The following is a 15,562-nucleotide window of genomic DNA, read 5'->3' on the forward strand; positions in this document are numbered from 1 at the left end:
GCTCCCCCTTGCTTCCGTTAATTCATTGTTCCCTGCGACAGGGTATTCAGCTTACGCTCTTGCGGCGCTTCCACATGACCAGACCCGTTAAGAACAGCGGAATCGCGACGACGAGCAGACCAATCGTCCACATGTTCACTTCCGATTCTTCGACGACATAGGCGTTGGCGCTTTCGCCAGCGAGCTTGATAGTGAACGTGCCACGTTTTTCCGTGACAAGTTGTGAGAACAAGAGACCGCGGAGCCGTTGATCTTCACCGACTTCGCTTACCTCGAATTCAATCTCTGTATCCTCATCGTTCATATTGATGGCGTACAAGGCGACCTCATCGCCGTCGCGACGCTCGAACACGGCCATGCCGTCTTTCGAGGCAATCATTCGTTGCTCTCCAGTGGCGAAGACGGGATAGTCTTCCCGCATCCGGTTCATCGTCGCGACGTATTCATGTAACTCTTCATTCCCTGGGAAATCCGTCATCACCCGGTTGGCCGGATCGGCCCCACCGGTTTGCGCGTTTTCTGTCCCTTGGAATAAAATCGGCATACCAGGCGACGCATAGAGCGTGAACAGCGCTAGGCGAAGTCGCCGTTCTGCCGACTCGGCTCCACCAAGTCCAGCGACGTGCATGAACCGCTCGACATCATGGTTGTCCAGGAACGTCGCCATTTGGTTCGGATCGTTGAAAAACGTCTCGGCGTAGCTTGCCGCCACGTCGATCTCGTCGACGTTGGCGTGCTTTTGCGTCATCGTCTTCGAGACGCGGTCATAGAACGTAAAGTTTGTGACGCTGTTAAATCCTAAATTGTCGTACTCGGCGACGTATTGTGGATTCGGGTCGAACACTTCGGCCAACAAGTAAAAGTCAGGATCGACCGCCCGCACCGCTTCGACAAAATCTTTCCAAAACGGTTTGTCGACGTGGCGGACCGTATCGAGTCGATAGCCATCGATGCCGGTCTCTTCAATCCAATAAGTAGCGGCGTCGATCAAATAGTCTTTCACTTCCGGGTCTTCCGTTTTAAAGTCCGGCAAGTCGAACAACCAGTGCGTCTCGACTTGCTCTTGGTCTTGCCAAAGCACGATCGGCAACTCGTCATGGAACCAGTCCGGTCGTTCCTCGACCCACGGATGTTTCGGACCAACATGGTTGACGACGAAGTCAAGAATGACTTTCATATCGCGCTTATGCGCCTCATCGACGAGTTCTTGCAAATCTTCTTTCGTCCCGAACTGGGGATCGATGTCATAAAAATCTTTGATCCAGTAGCCGTGGTAACCGTCCGGCATGTTCTGAAACACCGGCGTCAACCAAATCGACGTAAATCCGAGCGATTCGATGTAGTCGAGCTTCTCGATCACACCTTGAATGTCGCCTCCGTGAAACGCTTTTGGATCATCCTTGTCGACTTGGTCGTTGTTGTCAGGATTCCCGTCAACGAACCGGTCGACCATAATAAAGTACATGCGTTCTTGTTCCCATGTTGCTGCTTCTTTCGCTCCGACGACTGTAGGAAACAAAAGAAGCGACAGGAGAACGAGCACGACGCCTCGCCTCATATCGCTTCCCCCTTTTTGAGTATTAACCTTTCGTACCACCAGCAGTGAGACCGGAGACGAAGTAACGTTGGAATATGAAGAACAAGAGGACAATCGGGAGGGCCGAAAGGACGGCGCCTGCCGCGAACAACGTAAAGTTGTTGTCGAATTGTCGCGAGATCATATTGTAAAGTCCAACCGCTAGCGTCTGCTTCTCAGGTGTACGCAGGACGAGCGATGCCAAGATAAAGTCGTTGAACGGGCCCATAAAGTTGAACAAGGCGATCGTTGCGACAATTGGCTTCGCGAGCGGCAAAATGATTTGCCAGAAGATACGGAGGTGACCGGCACCATCCATCCGAGCAGCCTCATCGAGCTCCTTCGGAATCGTATCGAAGTAACCTTTTGCCAGATACGTGTTCATCGGAATCGCCCCACCGGCGTACAGCAAGATCAGCGCTGTATGCGTATCAAGAAGGCCGAGCATGTTGAGTAACACAAAAATCGCGATGATGGCAACGAATTGCGGGACCATCTGCAAGACGAGGAACAAGATGAGCGAGTTCTTCCGTCCGACGAAACGATAACGCGAGAACACATAACCTGTAATCGTAACTAAAACTACAGCGAGCGCCATCGTGATGAACGCGATCTTCAACGTATTCACATACCATAGACTATAATCCGAAATTGTTAGATCAAACAAGTTTTTGTAGTGAATGAGCGTTGGGTTTGACGGGATGATCGTCGACGTGATCGTACGACCCGGGTTAAATGACGTTCCCATTACCCAAAGCATCGGATAGAGAATAATGATCGACGCAAGCGTCAAGATGACATAAGAGAACGCCAAATTGATTCGTTTTTGTTTTTTCATATCAGATCATATCCTCGTCTTTGAAAGATTTTGTCCGACGGAACTGGATGACGGCTAGTGTCATGATGAAGAATGACAAGATGAGCGTGATCGCAGCCGCAAGTCCGTATTGCGGGTTGGCCCCGAGCGACAATTTGTAAATCCATGAAATCAAGATGTCGGTACCACCGGCAGTTTGTCCTGGGACAGCCGGCCCACCACCGTTGAAGAGATAGATGATGTTAAAGTTGTTAAAGTTGAACGTGAACTGCGTGATGAGAATCGGTGCTGTTGCGAACAAGAGCATCGGCAATGTGATCAGACGGAACTTATCAAAGATGTTCGCGCCGTCAATCGTCGCAGCTTCATACAAGTCACCCGGGATCGACTGCAAGACACCGGTCATGAGCGTCATGATGAACGGGAAACCGAGCCACCATTGAATCAAGATGAGCGCACTACGTGTCGCTGTCGGGTCGGTCATCCAGTTAATCGGATCGAGACCGAAGGCCGGCAGGATTGTCGTATTGAACACACCGAACGACTCATTGAACATCGAGCGGAAAATCAAGATCGTGATGAACGCTGGTACGGCCCATGACAAGATCAAGATTGAACGGAACAAGCGACGGAACCGAAGTCCTTCTTGGTTCAACAGAACGGCAAGGAAAATCCCGATCGCGATGACACCGACCGTTGAAGCGACCGTCCAGACGAGCGTCCAACCAAGAACGCCGACGAACGTGTCGCGCCAAATGTCGATTTCAAAGATGCGCGTAAAGTTTTCGAACCCGATCCACTCGACGAGTTTTGCCGGTGGCGCGTTGTTGTAACGATAGTTCGTGAACGCGATCAAGAACGTAAAGATCAGCGGCAACACGACTGTGAAGACGAGCAAGATAAGCGACGGGATCAACATCAAGTATGGGAATCCATGGTCGCGCAAGTTGCGAAGTTGCACTTGGAACGTTGGCACGTTTAGGTGCTGATCACGAATGCGACCGACTCGGTAAGCGTCACGAATGTTCCAAATGTAGAACGCGATACCGAAGAACAGTAAGATTATTGCGACAATACCTTCTACCATCAAGAAGATGGAGTGGTCGTTACGAGGTCCTGCTACTTCGCCAAGCGTGATCAATCCCCAAAGGCCACCACGGTCACCAGGTCCGGCGCCCGCCCCTTTGAAAAACAGATCGTAGTTTACTGCAAAATAAGACATGATGACGATAAAGAACGCGATCGCCTTCGCACGTTGGTTGTTATAGAACTGCCCCGCTCCCGGAATGATCGAGAGTAATGCGGCGTTCCGAGCATGATTGGTCGGTTTGTCCGGTCGTTGTTCCGGTGTTTTTGGGTTCGGAATTGAAGCCATCCTCAATTTCTCCTTTCAATTTGAGCAAATCAATCGAGCAAGCGTTTGCTCAATTTCAGAAAATGAGGGGGAACGCCATTTGGCGTACCCCGTCATTTCACATCCTTATTGGTTGTTTGCTTGGATTTGTTGCTCGATGACTTTAACAGCATCGTCAGCTGATTTTTGTGCATCTTGCTTGCCAGTCGCTACGAGCTGAAGCGCTTGTGCCATTGGCTCCCAAACTTGTCCCATTTCAGGAATGTTAGGCATTGGGATTGCATTTGTCGCTTGATCGAATACCGCTTTCGCAACTTCGTTCGCCGTGATTGTCTCATTCGACTCGAGTGCTGCTACCGGTGGGATCTCGTTGTATGCTTCAAACATTTTCAATGCGTTCTCTTCGTTTGTAAGTTCTGCGAGGAACATTTCAGCCCACTCTTGGTTCTCAGTGTAAGCAGAGAGTGCATATGTTTTCACACCCATGAACGTCTTGATTGGCTCACCGTTCGGAAGTGTCGGCATCGCCGCCGCTCCGAGATTGATGCCAGCATCTTCGTAACCAGCAACAGCCCAAGGTCCGTTCATAACTGTGTGTGCTTTCTTCTCAGTGAAGAGTTGGTCCATCGCTTGGCCACCAGACTCGCCGATCAATCCTTTAGGGAAGAGGCCTTCTTGGTACCATTTGCCGATGTAGTCGAATCCTTCGACTGCGCCTTCGTTGTTCAAGCCGATGTCGGTTGGGTCGAGCGCGCCGCCGTCTTCTTTGAAGACGTAACCGCCGAAGCCAGCAACTACACCGTGAGCGAAGTAGAAGTTATCCCAAAGACCGAGGAAGCCGTACTCGCCTTTATCTTTAAGATCTGTAGACAACTTGTAAAGGTCGTCCATTGACGCAGGAGCTTCTGAAACCAAATCCTTGTTGTACATGAGGACTGGTGTTTCAACTGATTTAGGATAGCCGTAAGCTTGTCCGTCGAACATGACAGCCGATTTCGAAGCATCTGTGAACGCTTCGAGCGCACCTTCGTCAGCGAGCGGTGCCAAGTGACCTTGGTCAGCGATCGTGCCGATTTGGTCATGCGGTACGAGAACGATATCTGGACCTTTACCAGCTGGGCCGTCAAGCGCCAACTTGTCTTTTTGGTCCGTCATTTGAACTTCGACGACTTCTACTGCGACGCCGTGTTCTTCTTCAAACGCTTTTGCAACTTCTTTCGTCGTTTCCGACTTTTCAATATCTTCCCAAATTACGATTTTTTCTGGCTTGTTCTCGCTAGTAGAACCGCCTTCGTTAGTAGAACCGTTATCCGTACCGCCACCACATGCAGCAAGTGCACCGAATGCTAATACTGCTGTTGAAAGTCCTGCTACCATTTTTTTCATCTTCATGATGAAAAACCTCCCCAAGGAAATTAGTATGGTCAGATTTGCGCACACGTACTGAACGACTGATTTTAATCAACTCCGCTACGAAATCAGTCATTCAGTGAAAACGTTTGCATCCTCACCTCAATTTTTATTATACAGTTGTGTAAGCGTTTTACAAGACTTTTTTTTTCGATTTTTTCTTGTAGGTATCCCATTTATCTCTTTTTTAACTTTTATACGTTCAATTGTTCAATAATTGTCGTGAACAGTGATTGACAAAATGTAAACGCTTTATTACCCTTTGCTTGAGCAAACGTTTTCGCAACTGTCATTTCTTTTCGGAACAGACAGTGTAAAATGGTTACAACTCCAATCGAGAAAGGAACGATTTCACTTGATCAAAGAAGCTATTTATCATCGCGCCATGTCCCCTTTCGTTTATAAGTACGACCGGGAAACGATCCATATTCGGTTTCATACGAAAAGAAATGATATCCAATCTGTTGACTTAATTTGGAACGACCCATACGACTGGCATTCAGAAGACCCGGCGATGTGGAACTTTGACCCGGACAAGCCGAGCTACTGGCGCACGTTCGAGACACCAATGGAACAAATCGGCCACGACGACCAGTACGACTACTGGTTCATCGCGATCAAGCCGCCGTTCCGTCGCCTCCGTTACGGGTTCCGGCTCCATGACGGCAACGAGACGGCCGTCTATACGGAAAAAGGCTGGTTCGAAGATAAACCGCTCGACGATACGGGTTATTACTTCTGTGTCCCGTTCATCAACCCGATCGACATTTTCCACGCCCCGTCATGGGTCAAAGACACGGTCTGGTATCAAATCTTCCCTGACCGGTTCGCGAACGGAGACGCGTCACTCGATCCTGAAGGGACGCTCGCCTGGAACAGCACCGAGCCAACGATCACAAACTTCTTCGGTGGCGACTTCCAAGGCATCATCGATCATATGGACCACATCGTCGAACTCGGGATCACCGGCATTTACTTCTGCCCGATCTTCAAAGCGACGACGAACCATAAATACGACACGCTCGATTATATGGAAATCGACCCGCAGTTCGGGACGAAAGAGCAGTTCAAACAATTGGTCGACTTGCTTCATGAGAACGGAATCAAAGTCATGCTCGATGCGGTATTCAATCACGTCGGCTACAACCATCCTTGGTTCTTAGACGTCGTCGAGAACGGGCCTCATTCAGAGTATCGCGACTGGTTCTACCTCCGCGACTTCCCGATCGAGACGGCACCGAAGCCGAACTACGATACGTTCGCTTTCGAGAAGAACATGCCGAAGATCAACACCGAACACCCGGCGTTGAAAGCTTATCTATTAGATGTGGCCCGTTATTGGGTCGAAGAGTTCGGTATCGATGGTTGGCGCTTAGACGTCGCGAACGAGGTCGACCACTCGTTCTGGCGTGACTTCCGTCGCACTGTAAAAGAAGCGAACCCCGAAGCGTACATCCTCGGTGAGATTTGGCACGATGCCCAACCGTGGCTTCAAGGCGACCAGTTCGATGCGGTCATGAACTATCCGTTCACGAACGCGAGCTTAAACTACTTCGCGCTCGATCGGACGACGGCGTCACAGTTCCGGGACGAGTTGACGCGTGTCGAGATGATGAACACGATGAACGTGAACGAAGTGACGTTCAACTTGATCGACTCTCATGACACCCCACGGGCCCTCACTCGGGCAAAAGGGCATAAAGGGAAGTTCAAACTCCTCATGACTTCGATGCTCACGTATACGGGTAGCCCATGTATTTACTATGGTGATGAGATCGGGCTCGAAGGCGAGCAAGATCCGGGCTGCCGCCGCTGCATGCCGTGGGACGAGGCCGAGGAAGACCGTAACTTGTTCCGCTTCGTCCAGAAATTGATTCAGCTCCGCAAAGATCACCCGGTGCTCGCGAACGGCGGATCGTACCGGTTCAACCTCGTCGACGATGAAGACAACGCCCTCATCGTCGAACGGAGCTCGAAAGACGAGACGTATTTGATTTACTTCAATAACTCAGATACGGTGTCTACGCTCAACCCGCTCTGGCATACAGGTGGTGCCCACGATTTACTGAACGACCGGGACGTAGACTCACTTGAAATCGAACTTGCACCGTATGGCACTTCCATTCTGAAACTAAAATGACGGCGTTTGACCACCCATTTGCTTGGGTGGTTATTTTTGTTGGAAATAATTTAGAAAACCCCCTTTCTTTTTCATTTCAAAAGGAGTAACATGACCATTGTAATTTTTAAAAGATAAATATTTCATATAAAGAATTTTTGAACAAAAGGGGAACATTCATGCCAACCAAAGACACCGAACAGCTCAGCCTATTTAAAATCTCGTGGCCGATCTTCATCGAGCTCGCGCTCCACATGGGGACCGGGATCATCGCCACGCTCATGCTCGCCCAGTATTCCGATGCCGCCGCTTCAGCGGTCGGCGTCGCCAACCAATTGTTGAACGTTTTCTTGATCGTCTTTAGCGTCACCTCGGTCGGTGCGACGATTTTGATCGGTCAGGCGATCGGTGCCGGTCGGATGAAGAAGAGCCGGGATTTTGCCCGCTCTGCCGTCAGCTTGAACATGTGGCTCGGCGTCGTCATGGTCGTCGTCGTCTTCTTGTTCGGCGAGACGTTCCTTCGCTTGTTCGGTCTGTCGGATGAGCTGTTCGACTACGGCTTGTTGTTCTTGCAGATCGTCGGCTTATCGCTCTTCACCGAAGCGCTCATCATGGCGCTCAGCGCGGTGTTACGCAGCCACGGCATGACGAAACACGCCATGCTCGCGACGCTTTTGATCGATGTCATCACGGCAGCAGGAGCCATGCTCGCCGTGACAGGCTGGTTCGGTCTCCCGGTGACGGGTGTCGCCGGTGTCGCCTGGGCCATCGTCATCGCTCGTTTGTCGGCCATGGTATTGTTGTTTTGGATCGTCAAACGACGCCTCATGATGCGGTTCCCGATCAAAGAGTTGATTCGTCCAAAACGCGATGATATTAAGGCACTCTTACAAATCGGTGTTCCTTCGGCAGGAGAGAACTTATCGTACCAGTTTTCACAAATTGTCATCACCGGCTTCATCGCGACTATGGGTGACGCCTCCCTCGCTGCTCGCGTCTACGTGATGAACTTATCGATGCTCGCATTTTTGTTCACAGTCGCCATCGCCCAAGGGACACAGCTATTGATTGCCCGCGACGTCGGCGGGAAGCGGTTCAAGGAGGCGTATACCCGGGCAGTCCGGACGTTGAAGATTGCCATGTTCTCTTCGCTCGTCGCCTCGCTCGGCCTCGCCGTGTTCGGGAAATCCTTGCTCGGCTTGTTCACCTCGAACCCGGACATCATCGCCGTCGGTATCCCGATCCTATGGGCGACGCTCATTCTTGAGCCGGGTCGCGCCATGAACATCGTTCTGATGGGGTCACTCAAGTCGGTCGGAGACGTCCGCTTCCCGGTCATGATTGGGATCGCCTCGATGTGGGGCGTCGCCGTCGTCTTCAGCTACTTGTTCGGGATTCAAATGGGACTTGGTGTGCTCGGGATTTGGCTTGCGTTCTCGCTCGACGAGTGGTTCCGCGGCTTCTTCGCTTTCCGACGGTGGAAGTACGGCAAATGGCAACAAAAAGGCTTCCAGTTCGAAGCCAAACCATCCTCTTGAACAAATAAGGGAAGCGGTCAACACGACCGCTTCCCTTATTTTTTACTTAAAAATGCTTGCATCGCCCGTTGATGCACCTCGGTCTTGCCGCATTCCCGTTGCCAGTGGATCTCTTGCGCGAGCCCATCTTCAAACGATGACTCGCGAAGGAGCGCCTTCATCCCTTGTACGGCCGTCGGTGATTTTGCCGCGAGCGTCTCGGCGTAGGCCGTGAGACGGGCAAGATACGCCTCATCCTCGATGAGTTCAGTGACGAGACCGAACGCCTCAGCCCGTTCGGCGTCGATCGTGCTGCCGCTCCACATCCAATCGAGCGCGACGTCTTGGCGCATCAAACGACGCAAATGATATGGCCCACCGGCGTCGGCGACGAGGCCGATCTTGATGAACGCCGAGCTGAACTTCGTCGAACGGGCGACGAGGCGAACGTCGGCCGCAAGCGCTAGACTGAGTCCTGCCCCAGCGACGACACCGTGGATGCCGGCAATGATTGGCTTCCGGCAATCCGAGAGTGCCCGGACGAGCGGATGGTAGACGTCTTCTAAATACGTGCCATAATCGGCGTCACTCTCGATCGTCAAGTCTTGACCGGACGAGAAGGCGCGCCCTTCCCCGATCAGCACGATGACCCGGACCGATTCGTCGGCTTCAAGTTGTTCGAGCGCCTGTCTCGCTTCGCGCAACAACGTCTCGTTCAGCGCGTTCAATTTTTCCGGACGGTTCCATTTGAGCCACCCTACCCCGTTGTGCCGTTCCACTTGAATTGTTTCCATGAAATAATCCCCCTTTAAAAAAATGAATCACTATTCATTTCTCTATCGGTCATTCTGTTTCCTTCCTGACACCAAAACTTTTCAAGTTCGATTGCCCGACGCTACCACTATTTGCTATTCTTAGGGGAGTCGTTCAACGAAAGGGTGGGACTGGTGCAACTGACGAATGCCGCAAGACAATTAAAACAACGGAACATCCCGTTCACTTATCTTTCTTATGTAGTGGATGAGTCCGATGTCTCCGCAAAACATGTCGCCGCATCACTCGATAAGCCGCTCGACCAACTGTATAAGACGATTTGCCTCGAGAACGAGCAACGGAAGTACGCCTTCTTCCTCATCTCAGGAGATTTAGATATCGATTTAAAGGCGGCCGCTAAAGCGTGGGGCACGAAGAAAGCGTCGCCCGTCCCAATGAAAGAGCTTGAAGCGCTGACCGGCTATATCCGCGGCGGCGTCTCGCCGATCGGAGCGAAAAAGCGCTTCCCCGTCTTCTTGCATGACAGCGCGAAACAAAAAGACAAGATCATCATCTCGGCTGGAAAACGTGGCTATCAAATCGAATTAACACCGGACGACTTGATCCGCTTCACGGACGGCCGCTGGTTCACTCAATGACAAAGATGGAGGAAATACTATGTGGAAAGAACGAATCCGATCGTGGGTTCCTAACTCATTTACATTCGGTAACTTATTTTGTGGCGTCCTCGCCATCGTCTACGCCGCGCGTGGCGATTTCTCGAATGCGACACTCCTGATCATCATCGCGATGATGCTCGACAGCCTCGACGGCCGTCTCGCCCGTATGCTCGGGGTAGACGGTGACTTCGGAAAAGAGCTTGATTCGCTCGCTGACGTCGTCACGTTCGGCGTCGCCCCGGCGCTGCTCGCTTACTATACGTTCTTTATCGATTACGGAAACTACGGGCTCTTCTTCGCCGCCCTATTCCCGCTCTTCGGCGCCTATCGCCTAGCCCGGTTCAACTTGTCGGCGACGAACGTCACGGCCAGCTATTTCTCAGGTGTCCCGATCACGGCAGCCGGTGGATTGCTCGCCGTCGTGACGACGTTTGGCGACCGCGTCAACGAACTGCTCACCCCGATCTTCTTTACCGGTCTCGCCTTGCTCATGGTGAGCCGGGTTCGTATTCCGAGTTTTAAAGACGTGCCGTTGCCGCGTCACTCGTTCATCATCACGTTCAGTCTCGTCTATTTGACGTATATGACGTTCGCCCGGTGGAAAGAATGGCCGACATTTTGGTTCATCGCCATCCCGTTCTACATCTTGTTCATCGCTTTCTCATTTGTGAAAAAACGGAAGCGCATGGCGAATTGATGAGTCCCTCTAGCAGGGGCTCTTTTTTTGTGCATGCATTCATTAGACGGATGTCAAAAACCTCTTTAGAATAGAAGGTGAGGTGATTTGATGAAAGTGTATCCATGGATTTGGAAATTATTTTTAGTCTGGTACGTCGTCGGCGTTGTTCTCGTCGGCTTTGATTTACTGCCGAGTTGGCTCGAATGGGCGAACCCGGTCTTCTTATGGCTCGCCGGCCTCATCGGAGGGTGGGTCATTGCCGACGGGGTCCGTCACGCACGTTTCATCGTGCCGTTCATCTTTTTCGGCTCGATCGCTGTAGAGACGCTCGGTGTCAAAACCGGGTTCCCTTTCAGCGAGTACATTTATGCCGAAGCGTTCGGTCCGACCGTGTTCGGCGTACCCGTCACGATTGGCGCGGCCTGGCTCGCCGTCATCGGCGCAAGTTTCGCTGTCGCCCGCCTGTTCGCGTTCAAGCGACGGACGCTCTGGCTCGTCCCATTTTTGGCGGTCTGGTTAGACATGGCGATCGATCCGGTCGCAGCCAACGTGAAAGGCTACTGGGAATGGGCCAATGATGGTCTCTATTATGACATCCCGACGCAAAACTTCGTCGGATGGTTCGGACTGTCGCTCATCTTCTCATGGTTACTCGACCGCTTCGAAGTCGAAGCAGAGCCGACTTTACTTATGCACGGACGCTACTTGTTCGTCATGCTTCACGCCTTGTTCGGCGTCACCGCGGTCAACGCCGGTCTTTATGGGATCGGTGTGCTAAGTATTGTAACGGCAAGCGTCATCTATTTGGAACGGAGGTTGCGTCATGATCGAAGCGAACAAAAAGAAATGGTTCAGTAACATCTTTTCAACGTTCGTCAAAGAACGTCAGATCCGACCGTTCTTTCACACGATCAACGTTCGGGCTGATGACGTTCCGACGCCGGGCCTCTTTTTAAGCACACACAGCTCTTGGTGGGACGGACTTATCTTGCTCATGTTGAACGAGTATTATTTACGGCACGACGTTCACGTCCTGATGGATGAGGACGGATTGCGACGCTTTCCGTTCTTCCGTCACTTAGGCGCCTTTTCCATCAAAAAAGGGAAGTTATCCGACATTCGCGCTTCTCTCAACTATGCCAATCAGCTTTTGTCCGTCGGGAAATCGGTGTGGGTGTTCCCGCAAGGCCGCGAATACCCGCAAGAGCACCGGCCGCTTGAGATCGGGGCCGGTGCGACGATGCTACTCGCAAAACCCGAGGTCCGGCTTTGTGCCATCTACTACGCGTTCGCGTCGCATGCGTCCCCGGTCGTCTACGTCCGGTTCCGGACCCATACCGTCGTCTCGACGACACGCCGGGAGCAAAAGCAAGAGCTCGCCACAGCGCTCGAACAGCTCTATGACGACACGCGCGCCGATGTGATCGCCCAGTCGGACCGGTACATGTCGTTGTTTCCGCCACGACGCGGGCTCGCCGACTGGACGGAGCACTTGCTCAACATCGGGAGGAGACAACGATGATCCTATTCGTGCTCACTGGACTCATGTTTCTCTTCACGTTAGTCAACTTGGCATTTCTTCGTCCGCTCACGGCCCCGATCCCGGTGCCGCCGACCGCGATTTGCATTCCGCTCCGCAACGAAGAGCGGAACGTCCCAAAATTGATCAACAGTTTAAAGCCGGCCCTCACCGCCGGCTGCCACGTCTACTTATATGAGGATCGCTCTGAGGACGGGACGTATGACGCGCTCGTGCGGGAAATCGCCTCGGACGACCGGTTCACGATCTTGCGCGGTGTGCCGCTCACCGACGGTTGGTCCGGAAAAGTACACGCCTGTCATCAATTGGCGACGCAGACCCGTGAGCCTTACTTATTGTTTCTCGATGCCGATGTGACCATCGATCCGAGCTTCGTCGGCCGCATGCACGGAACGCTCGTCCGGGAAGGCGCCGTCTTTTTATCCGGCTTCCCCCGCTTTCCGACGCCGACGTGGCTCGGTAAACTGCTCATTCCGATGCAACACGTCTTGATCGCCCAGCACTTGCCGCTGTTTTGGCGAAAAGTGAGACATCCCGCCTTCGCCGCCGCGAACGGGATGAACGTCTTGGTCGAACGGACTAGTTATGAGGAAGTCGGCGGTCACGCCTCGATCCACGACTCCCTGATTGATGATATCGATTTATGCCGCGAATTTAAGCGCCGTAAAAAAGTGACGTCGCTCGTCAATGTCTCGCCTTATATCACGTGCGATATGTATGCGACGAACGAGGAAGTCTGGAACGGGTTTTCAAAAAACGTATTCAAGGGAATGAATGAAGCAGTGGGCATCGCCCTTTATTTTTCCCTTTACTACGGCGTCCAGTTATCGGCGTTCATCTTCCTGCTCATCCGACCAGACTGGATATCGCTCGGAGCGAGCCTGTTCGTTTTGTTCGCACGGCTAGCAATCGACTTGAAGTCGGGCGGACGCCATTTTTGGCTCCATCCGTTCAGTCTGGTTGCCTACCTCGTCCTACTCACGAACGCGGTCGTCCGAAAATGGAGACGAAAGCCGATCACTTGGAAAGGCCGGATGTATCATTAGAAAATTGTTAGGAGGCGCATTGCAATGAAACAAATCGCTATTATCGGGGCCGGTCTCGGAGGCCTGAGCGCCGCCGTCACACTAGCGGCTCGCGGGTACGATGTGACCGTCATCGAAAAAAATGAACACGTCGGTGGTAAGCTCATGCCAATCATCACGGACGGTCACCGCTTCGACTTCGGGCCAAACACGATCACGATGCCGGACGTGTTCCGTTCCGTCATCCGGAACAGCGGGGCCAACCCAGAGGATTATTTTGAACTCGTCAAACTCGACTCGCATACGGTCAATCACTTCTCCGACGGGTCGACGTTCACGTTCCACTCCGAACGGGAACAGATGGAAGCTGAAGTCCGGCGCTTGACCGGTGACAAAGCCGACAAAAATCAATTGGCGGCGTATTTGGACGAGGCTGAAAAGCTATTTGAGATTGCCAACAATCGTTTCTTCACTCGAATGGACACAAAAATCGACACAGGTCTTTGGGCTGATATGATGAAGGTCCATCCGCTTAAGAGTTTGCACGCGCTCCATAAAAAATATTTTAAAGATCCGCGCATCATCCAAGCACTCGATCGTTACGCAACGTATATCGGCAGCAGCCCTTACGTCACACCCGGCACGTTCGCCTTGATCTCACATCTCGAGCTGAACGATGGCGTCTATTTTGCCAAAGGTGGGAACTGGACGATTGCCAAAGGTTTCGCCAAACGCGCGAGCGAGCTCGGTGTCGAGTTCCGACTCGGCCATGAAGTCACAAAGATTGAAGTCATGAACGGTAAGGCGCATGCTGTCGTCATCGACCATGAAGAAGTCATGTCTTGCGATGCCGTCCTTTTGAACGGGGAGCTGTTGACCCAATATCCTCGGCTCGTCGATGCGGTCCATCGTCCATCGTTCCCGGTACCGACCCGGGATACGGTCGAGCCATCCGTCTCTGCTTTCGTCATGATGGTCGGACTGAACAAACGTCTAAATCTCGCCCATCATAACGTCTACTTCTCGGACGATTACGAGGCTGAGTTCCGTGCCTTGTTCGACGAAGAGCGCTACGCCGACGAACCGACGATCTACATCTCGAACTCGGCCTACACCGACCCGTCCATGGGTGAGGCCGGTGACAATCTGTTCATCCTCGTCAACGCTCCGGCCCACTTGACCGACATCGATGCCGAGACGTATGAACATTTGATCCGCCGACGGCTGCGCACATTCGGCGTCGATTGGGACGACGCTGACGTCTTGTTCCACCGCCGCGTGACCCCGCTTGACTTGACGCGTGATTTTTATGCGTATTACGGCTCGTTGTACGGAACGTCAGCAAACTCGAAAAAAGGTGCGTTTTTCCGTCCGGCCTCGCGCTCGGAAGACGTCTCGAACATCTGGTTTGCGGGTGGATCGACCCACCCTGGAGGCGGCAGCCCAATGGTGACGCTTTCAGGACAGTTCGCTGCTCGTTCGATGTTGGAGGACATACCTCTGACAATTTGAACATTTTGTGAACAGAGGATTCGACACTTGTCGACAAGTCACAGACGTGATAACATCATATCGAGTTCAAGCAGTATTGTAACGTTTGTTACACCTGTAGCGATCGAATGGCTTCCCCGAGCCAATCGCGTTTTGAACTTGTCACACCCGAGAAAAAAGTGATGAGCGAGTTTCCCCACTCGTTTCCCGTTGCTGGAATAGCATGCATCTGATGTTCCCCCTTAGTCCATCAAGCATCCTACTTCAGCGAAGATGCCCCATCGTTTCATTCCCCATGAAACGAGGCACATCTTTAGGGTTCATCACGTCCGATTCGTTCGTTTCCCCGATGAACGGATCACATAACGCTTACGCCACTTTTGGTCCCCCGCCAAAAGTGGTTTTTTTGTATCCTAAAAGCCTGCAGACGGTGTCTACAGGCTCGAGTATGTTCAGCAAGAGACCCGATTGCTCTGAACTGCTCCCCGTCAAGTAGACAGGGTAAATAATGAAAACCAGCCTAGGCGGCTTGAGCCCTGTATTCGACAGGGCTCAAGCCGTTTAGTCGTTTCTGGAGACGATCATGGTTGTAGAACGATAT

At 52.2% G+C, this 15,562-nt stretch carries 14 protein-coding genes; 8 read left to right on the forward strand and 6 right to left on the reverse strand.

What is annotated here, in order from left to right; genetic code table 11:
* Positions 1-46: 46 nt before the first annotated feature.
* The 4 genes from EVJ29_RS06710 to EVJ29_RS06725 form a co-directional block, all read right to left on the reverse strand.
* Positions 47-1,558 (reverse strand): alpha-amylase family glycosyl hydrolase, encoded by a 1,512-nt coding sequence (locus EVJ29_RS06710; protein ID WP_131489951.1) that lies wholly within the window; start codon positions 1,556-1,558, stop codon positions 47-49.
* A gap of 22 nt (positions 1,559-1,580) precedes the next feature.
* Positions 1,581-2,414 carry a sugar ABC transporter permease gene (locus tag EVJ29_RS06715; RefSeq protein WP_131466118.1) on the reverse strand — a complete coding sequence of 278 codons (834 nt, stop codon included), beginning with the start codon at positions 2,412-2,414 and terminating at the stop codon, positions 1,581-1,583.
* A 1-nt stretch (position 2,415) separates the two neighbouring features.
* Entirely contained in the window at positions 2,416-3,768 is a 1,353-nt protein-coding gene (locus EVJ29_RS06720; protein WP_131466120.1) for a carbohydrate ABC transporter permease, read from the reverse strand.
* 105 nt (positions 3,769-3,873) lie between these two features.
* Positions 3,874-5,139: an extracellular solute-binding protein gene (locus EVJ29_RS06725; RefSeq protein ID WP_131489952.1), complete on the reverse strand. Its 1,266-nt coding sequence runs from the start codon at positions 5,137-5,139 to the stop codon at positions 3,874-3,876.
* Between the two features lie 373 nt (positions 5,140-5,512).
* Here EVJ29_RS06725 and EVJ29_RS06730 point away from each other — a divergent pair, with 373 nt between their 5' ends.
* Both EVJ29_RS06730 and EVJ29_RS06735 read left to right on the forward strand, forming a co-directional pair.
* Positions 5,513-7,297, forward strand: a complete 1,785-nt coding sequence (locus EVJ29_RS06730; protein WP_131504840.1) for a glycoside hydrolase family 13 protein — start codon at positions 5,513-5,515, stop codon at positions 7,295-7,297.
* A 158-nt stretch (positions 7,298-7,455) separates the two neighbouring features.
* A complete protein-coding gene (locus EVJ29_RS06735; protein WP_131466124.1) occupies positions 7,456-8,814 on the forward strand; it encodes an MATE family efflux transporter in 1,359 nt (452 codons plus the stop codon).
* 35 nt (positions 8,815-8,849) lie between these two features.
* Here EVJ29_RS06735 and EVJ29_RS06740 read toward each other — a convergent pair whose 3' ends face one another.
* Complete coding sequence (locus EVJ29_RS06740) at positions 8,850-9,587, reverse strand: enoyl-CoA hydratase/isomerase family protein (protein WP_131441577.1); 738 nt, start codon at positions 9,585-9,587, stop codon at positions 8,850-8,852.
* Between the two features lie 153 nt (positions 9,588-9,740).
* Between EVJ29_RS06740 and ybaK the strand changes: the two genes are divergently transcribed.
* From ybaK to EVJ29_RS06770, 6 genes are all read left to right on the forward strand, one after another.
* A complete protein-coding gene (gene ybaK, locus EVJ29_RS06745; protein WP_131504841.1) occupies positions 9,741-10,205 on the forward strand; it encodes a Cys-tRNA(Pro) deacylase in 465 nt (154 codons plus the stop codon).
* A gap of 19 nt (positions 10,206-10,224) precedes the next feature.
* Positions 10,225-10,923, forward strand: a complete 699-nt coding sequence (gene pssA, locus EVJ29_RS06750; protein WP_016508135.1) for a CDP-diacylglycerol--serine O-phosphatidyltransferase — start codon at positions 10,225-10,227, stop codon at positions 10,921-10,923.
* A 90-nt stretch (positions 10,924-11,013) separates the two neighbouring features.
* Complete coding sequence (locus EVJ29_RS06755) at positions 11,014-11,763, forward strand: carotenoid biosynthesis protein (protein WP_131466129.1); 750 nt, start codon at positions 11,014-11,016, stop codon at positions 11,761-11,763.
* Complete coding sequence (locus EVJ29_RS06760; protein ID WP_131466131.1) at positions 11,729-12,427, forward strand: lysophospholipid acyltransferase family protein; 699 nt, start codon at positions 11,729-11,731, stop codon at positions 12,425-12,427. The genes EVJ29_RS06755 and EVJ29_RS06760 overlap by 35 nt, the downstream gene beginning before the upstream one ends.
* Positions 12,424-13,491 carry a glycosyltransferase gene (locus EVJ29_RS06765; protein ID WP_131466133.1) on the forward strand — a complete coding sequence of 356 codons (1,068 nt, stop codon included), beginning with the start codon at positions 12,424-12,426 and terminating at the stop codon, positions 13,489-13,491. Before EVJ29_RS06760 ends, EVJ29_RS06765 begins: the two co-directional genes overlap by 4 nt.
* A 24-nt stretch (positions 13,492-13,515) precedes the next feature.
* Positions 13,516-14,982, forward strand: a complete 1,467-nt coding sequence (locus EVJ29_RS06770) for a phytoene desaturase family protein (protein WP_131459106.1) — start codon at positions 13,516-13,518, stop codon at positions 14,980-14,982.
* Positions 14,983-15,481: 499 nt separating this feature from the next.
* Here EVJ29_RS06770 and EVJ29_RS15685 read toward each other — a convergent pair.
* Positions 15,482-15,562, reverse strand: an 81-nt coding sequence (locus EVJ29_RS15685) for an IS3 family transposase (RefSeq protein WP_131440828.1), incomplete at its 5' end; no start/stop codon positions are given.

The sequence above is a fragment of the Exiguobacterium sp. SH4S7 genome (assembly GCF_004336795.1).
GTDB lineage: Bacteria > Bacillota > Bacilli > Exiguobacteriales > Exiguobacteriaceae > Exiguobacterium > Exiguobacterium aurantiacum_A.

Bases quoted from the DNA above. Each gene is read 5' to 3' on its own strand.
- EVJ29_RS06710 (WP_131489951.1), bottom strand. From the start codon at position 1,558: ATGAGGCGAGGCGTCGTGCTCGTTCTCCTGTCGCTTCTTTTGTTTCCT.
- EVJ29_RS06715 (WP_131466118.1), bottom strand. From the start codon at position 2,414: ATGAAAAAACAAAAACGAATCAATTTGGCGTTCTCTTATGTCATCTTG.
- EVJ29_RS06755 (WP_131466129.1), top strand. From the start codon at position 11,014: ATGAAAGTGTATCCATGGATTTGGAAATTATTTTTAGTCTGGTACGTC.
- EVJ29_RS06720 (WP_131466120.1), bottom strand. From the start codon at position 3,768: ATGGCTTCAATTCCGAACCCAAAAACACCGGAACAACGACCGGACAAA.
- EVJ29_RS06770 (WP_131459106.1), top strand. From the start codon at position 13,516: ATGAAACAAATCGCTATTATCGGGGCCGGTCTCGGAGGCCTGAGCGCC.
- EVJ29_RS06725 (WP_131489952.1), bottom strand. From the start codon at position 5,139: ATGAAGATGAAAAAAATGGTAGCAGGACTTTCAACAGCAGTATTAGCA.
- pssA (WP_016508135.1), top strand. From the start codon at position 10,225: ATGTGGAAAGAACGAATCCGATCGTGGGTTCCTAACTCATTTACATTC.
- EVJ29_RS06765 (WP_131466133.1), top strand. From the start codon at position 12,424: ATGATCCTATTCGTGCTCACTGGACTCATGTTTCTCTTCACGTTAGTC.
- EVJ29_RS06735 (WP_131466124.1), top strand. From the start codon at position 7,456: ATGCCAACCAAAGACACCGAACAGCTCAGCCTATTTAAAATCTCGTGG.
- EVJ29_RS06740 (WP_131441577.1), bottom strand. From the start codon at position 9,587: ATGGAAACAATTCAAGTGGAACGGCACAACGGGGTAGGGTGGCTCAAA.
- EVJ29_RS06760 (WP_131466131.1), top strand. From the start codon at position 11,729: ATGATCGAAGCGAACAAAAAGAAATGGTTCAGTAACATCTTTTCAACG.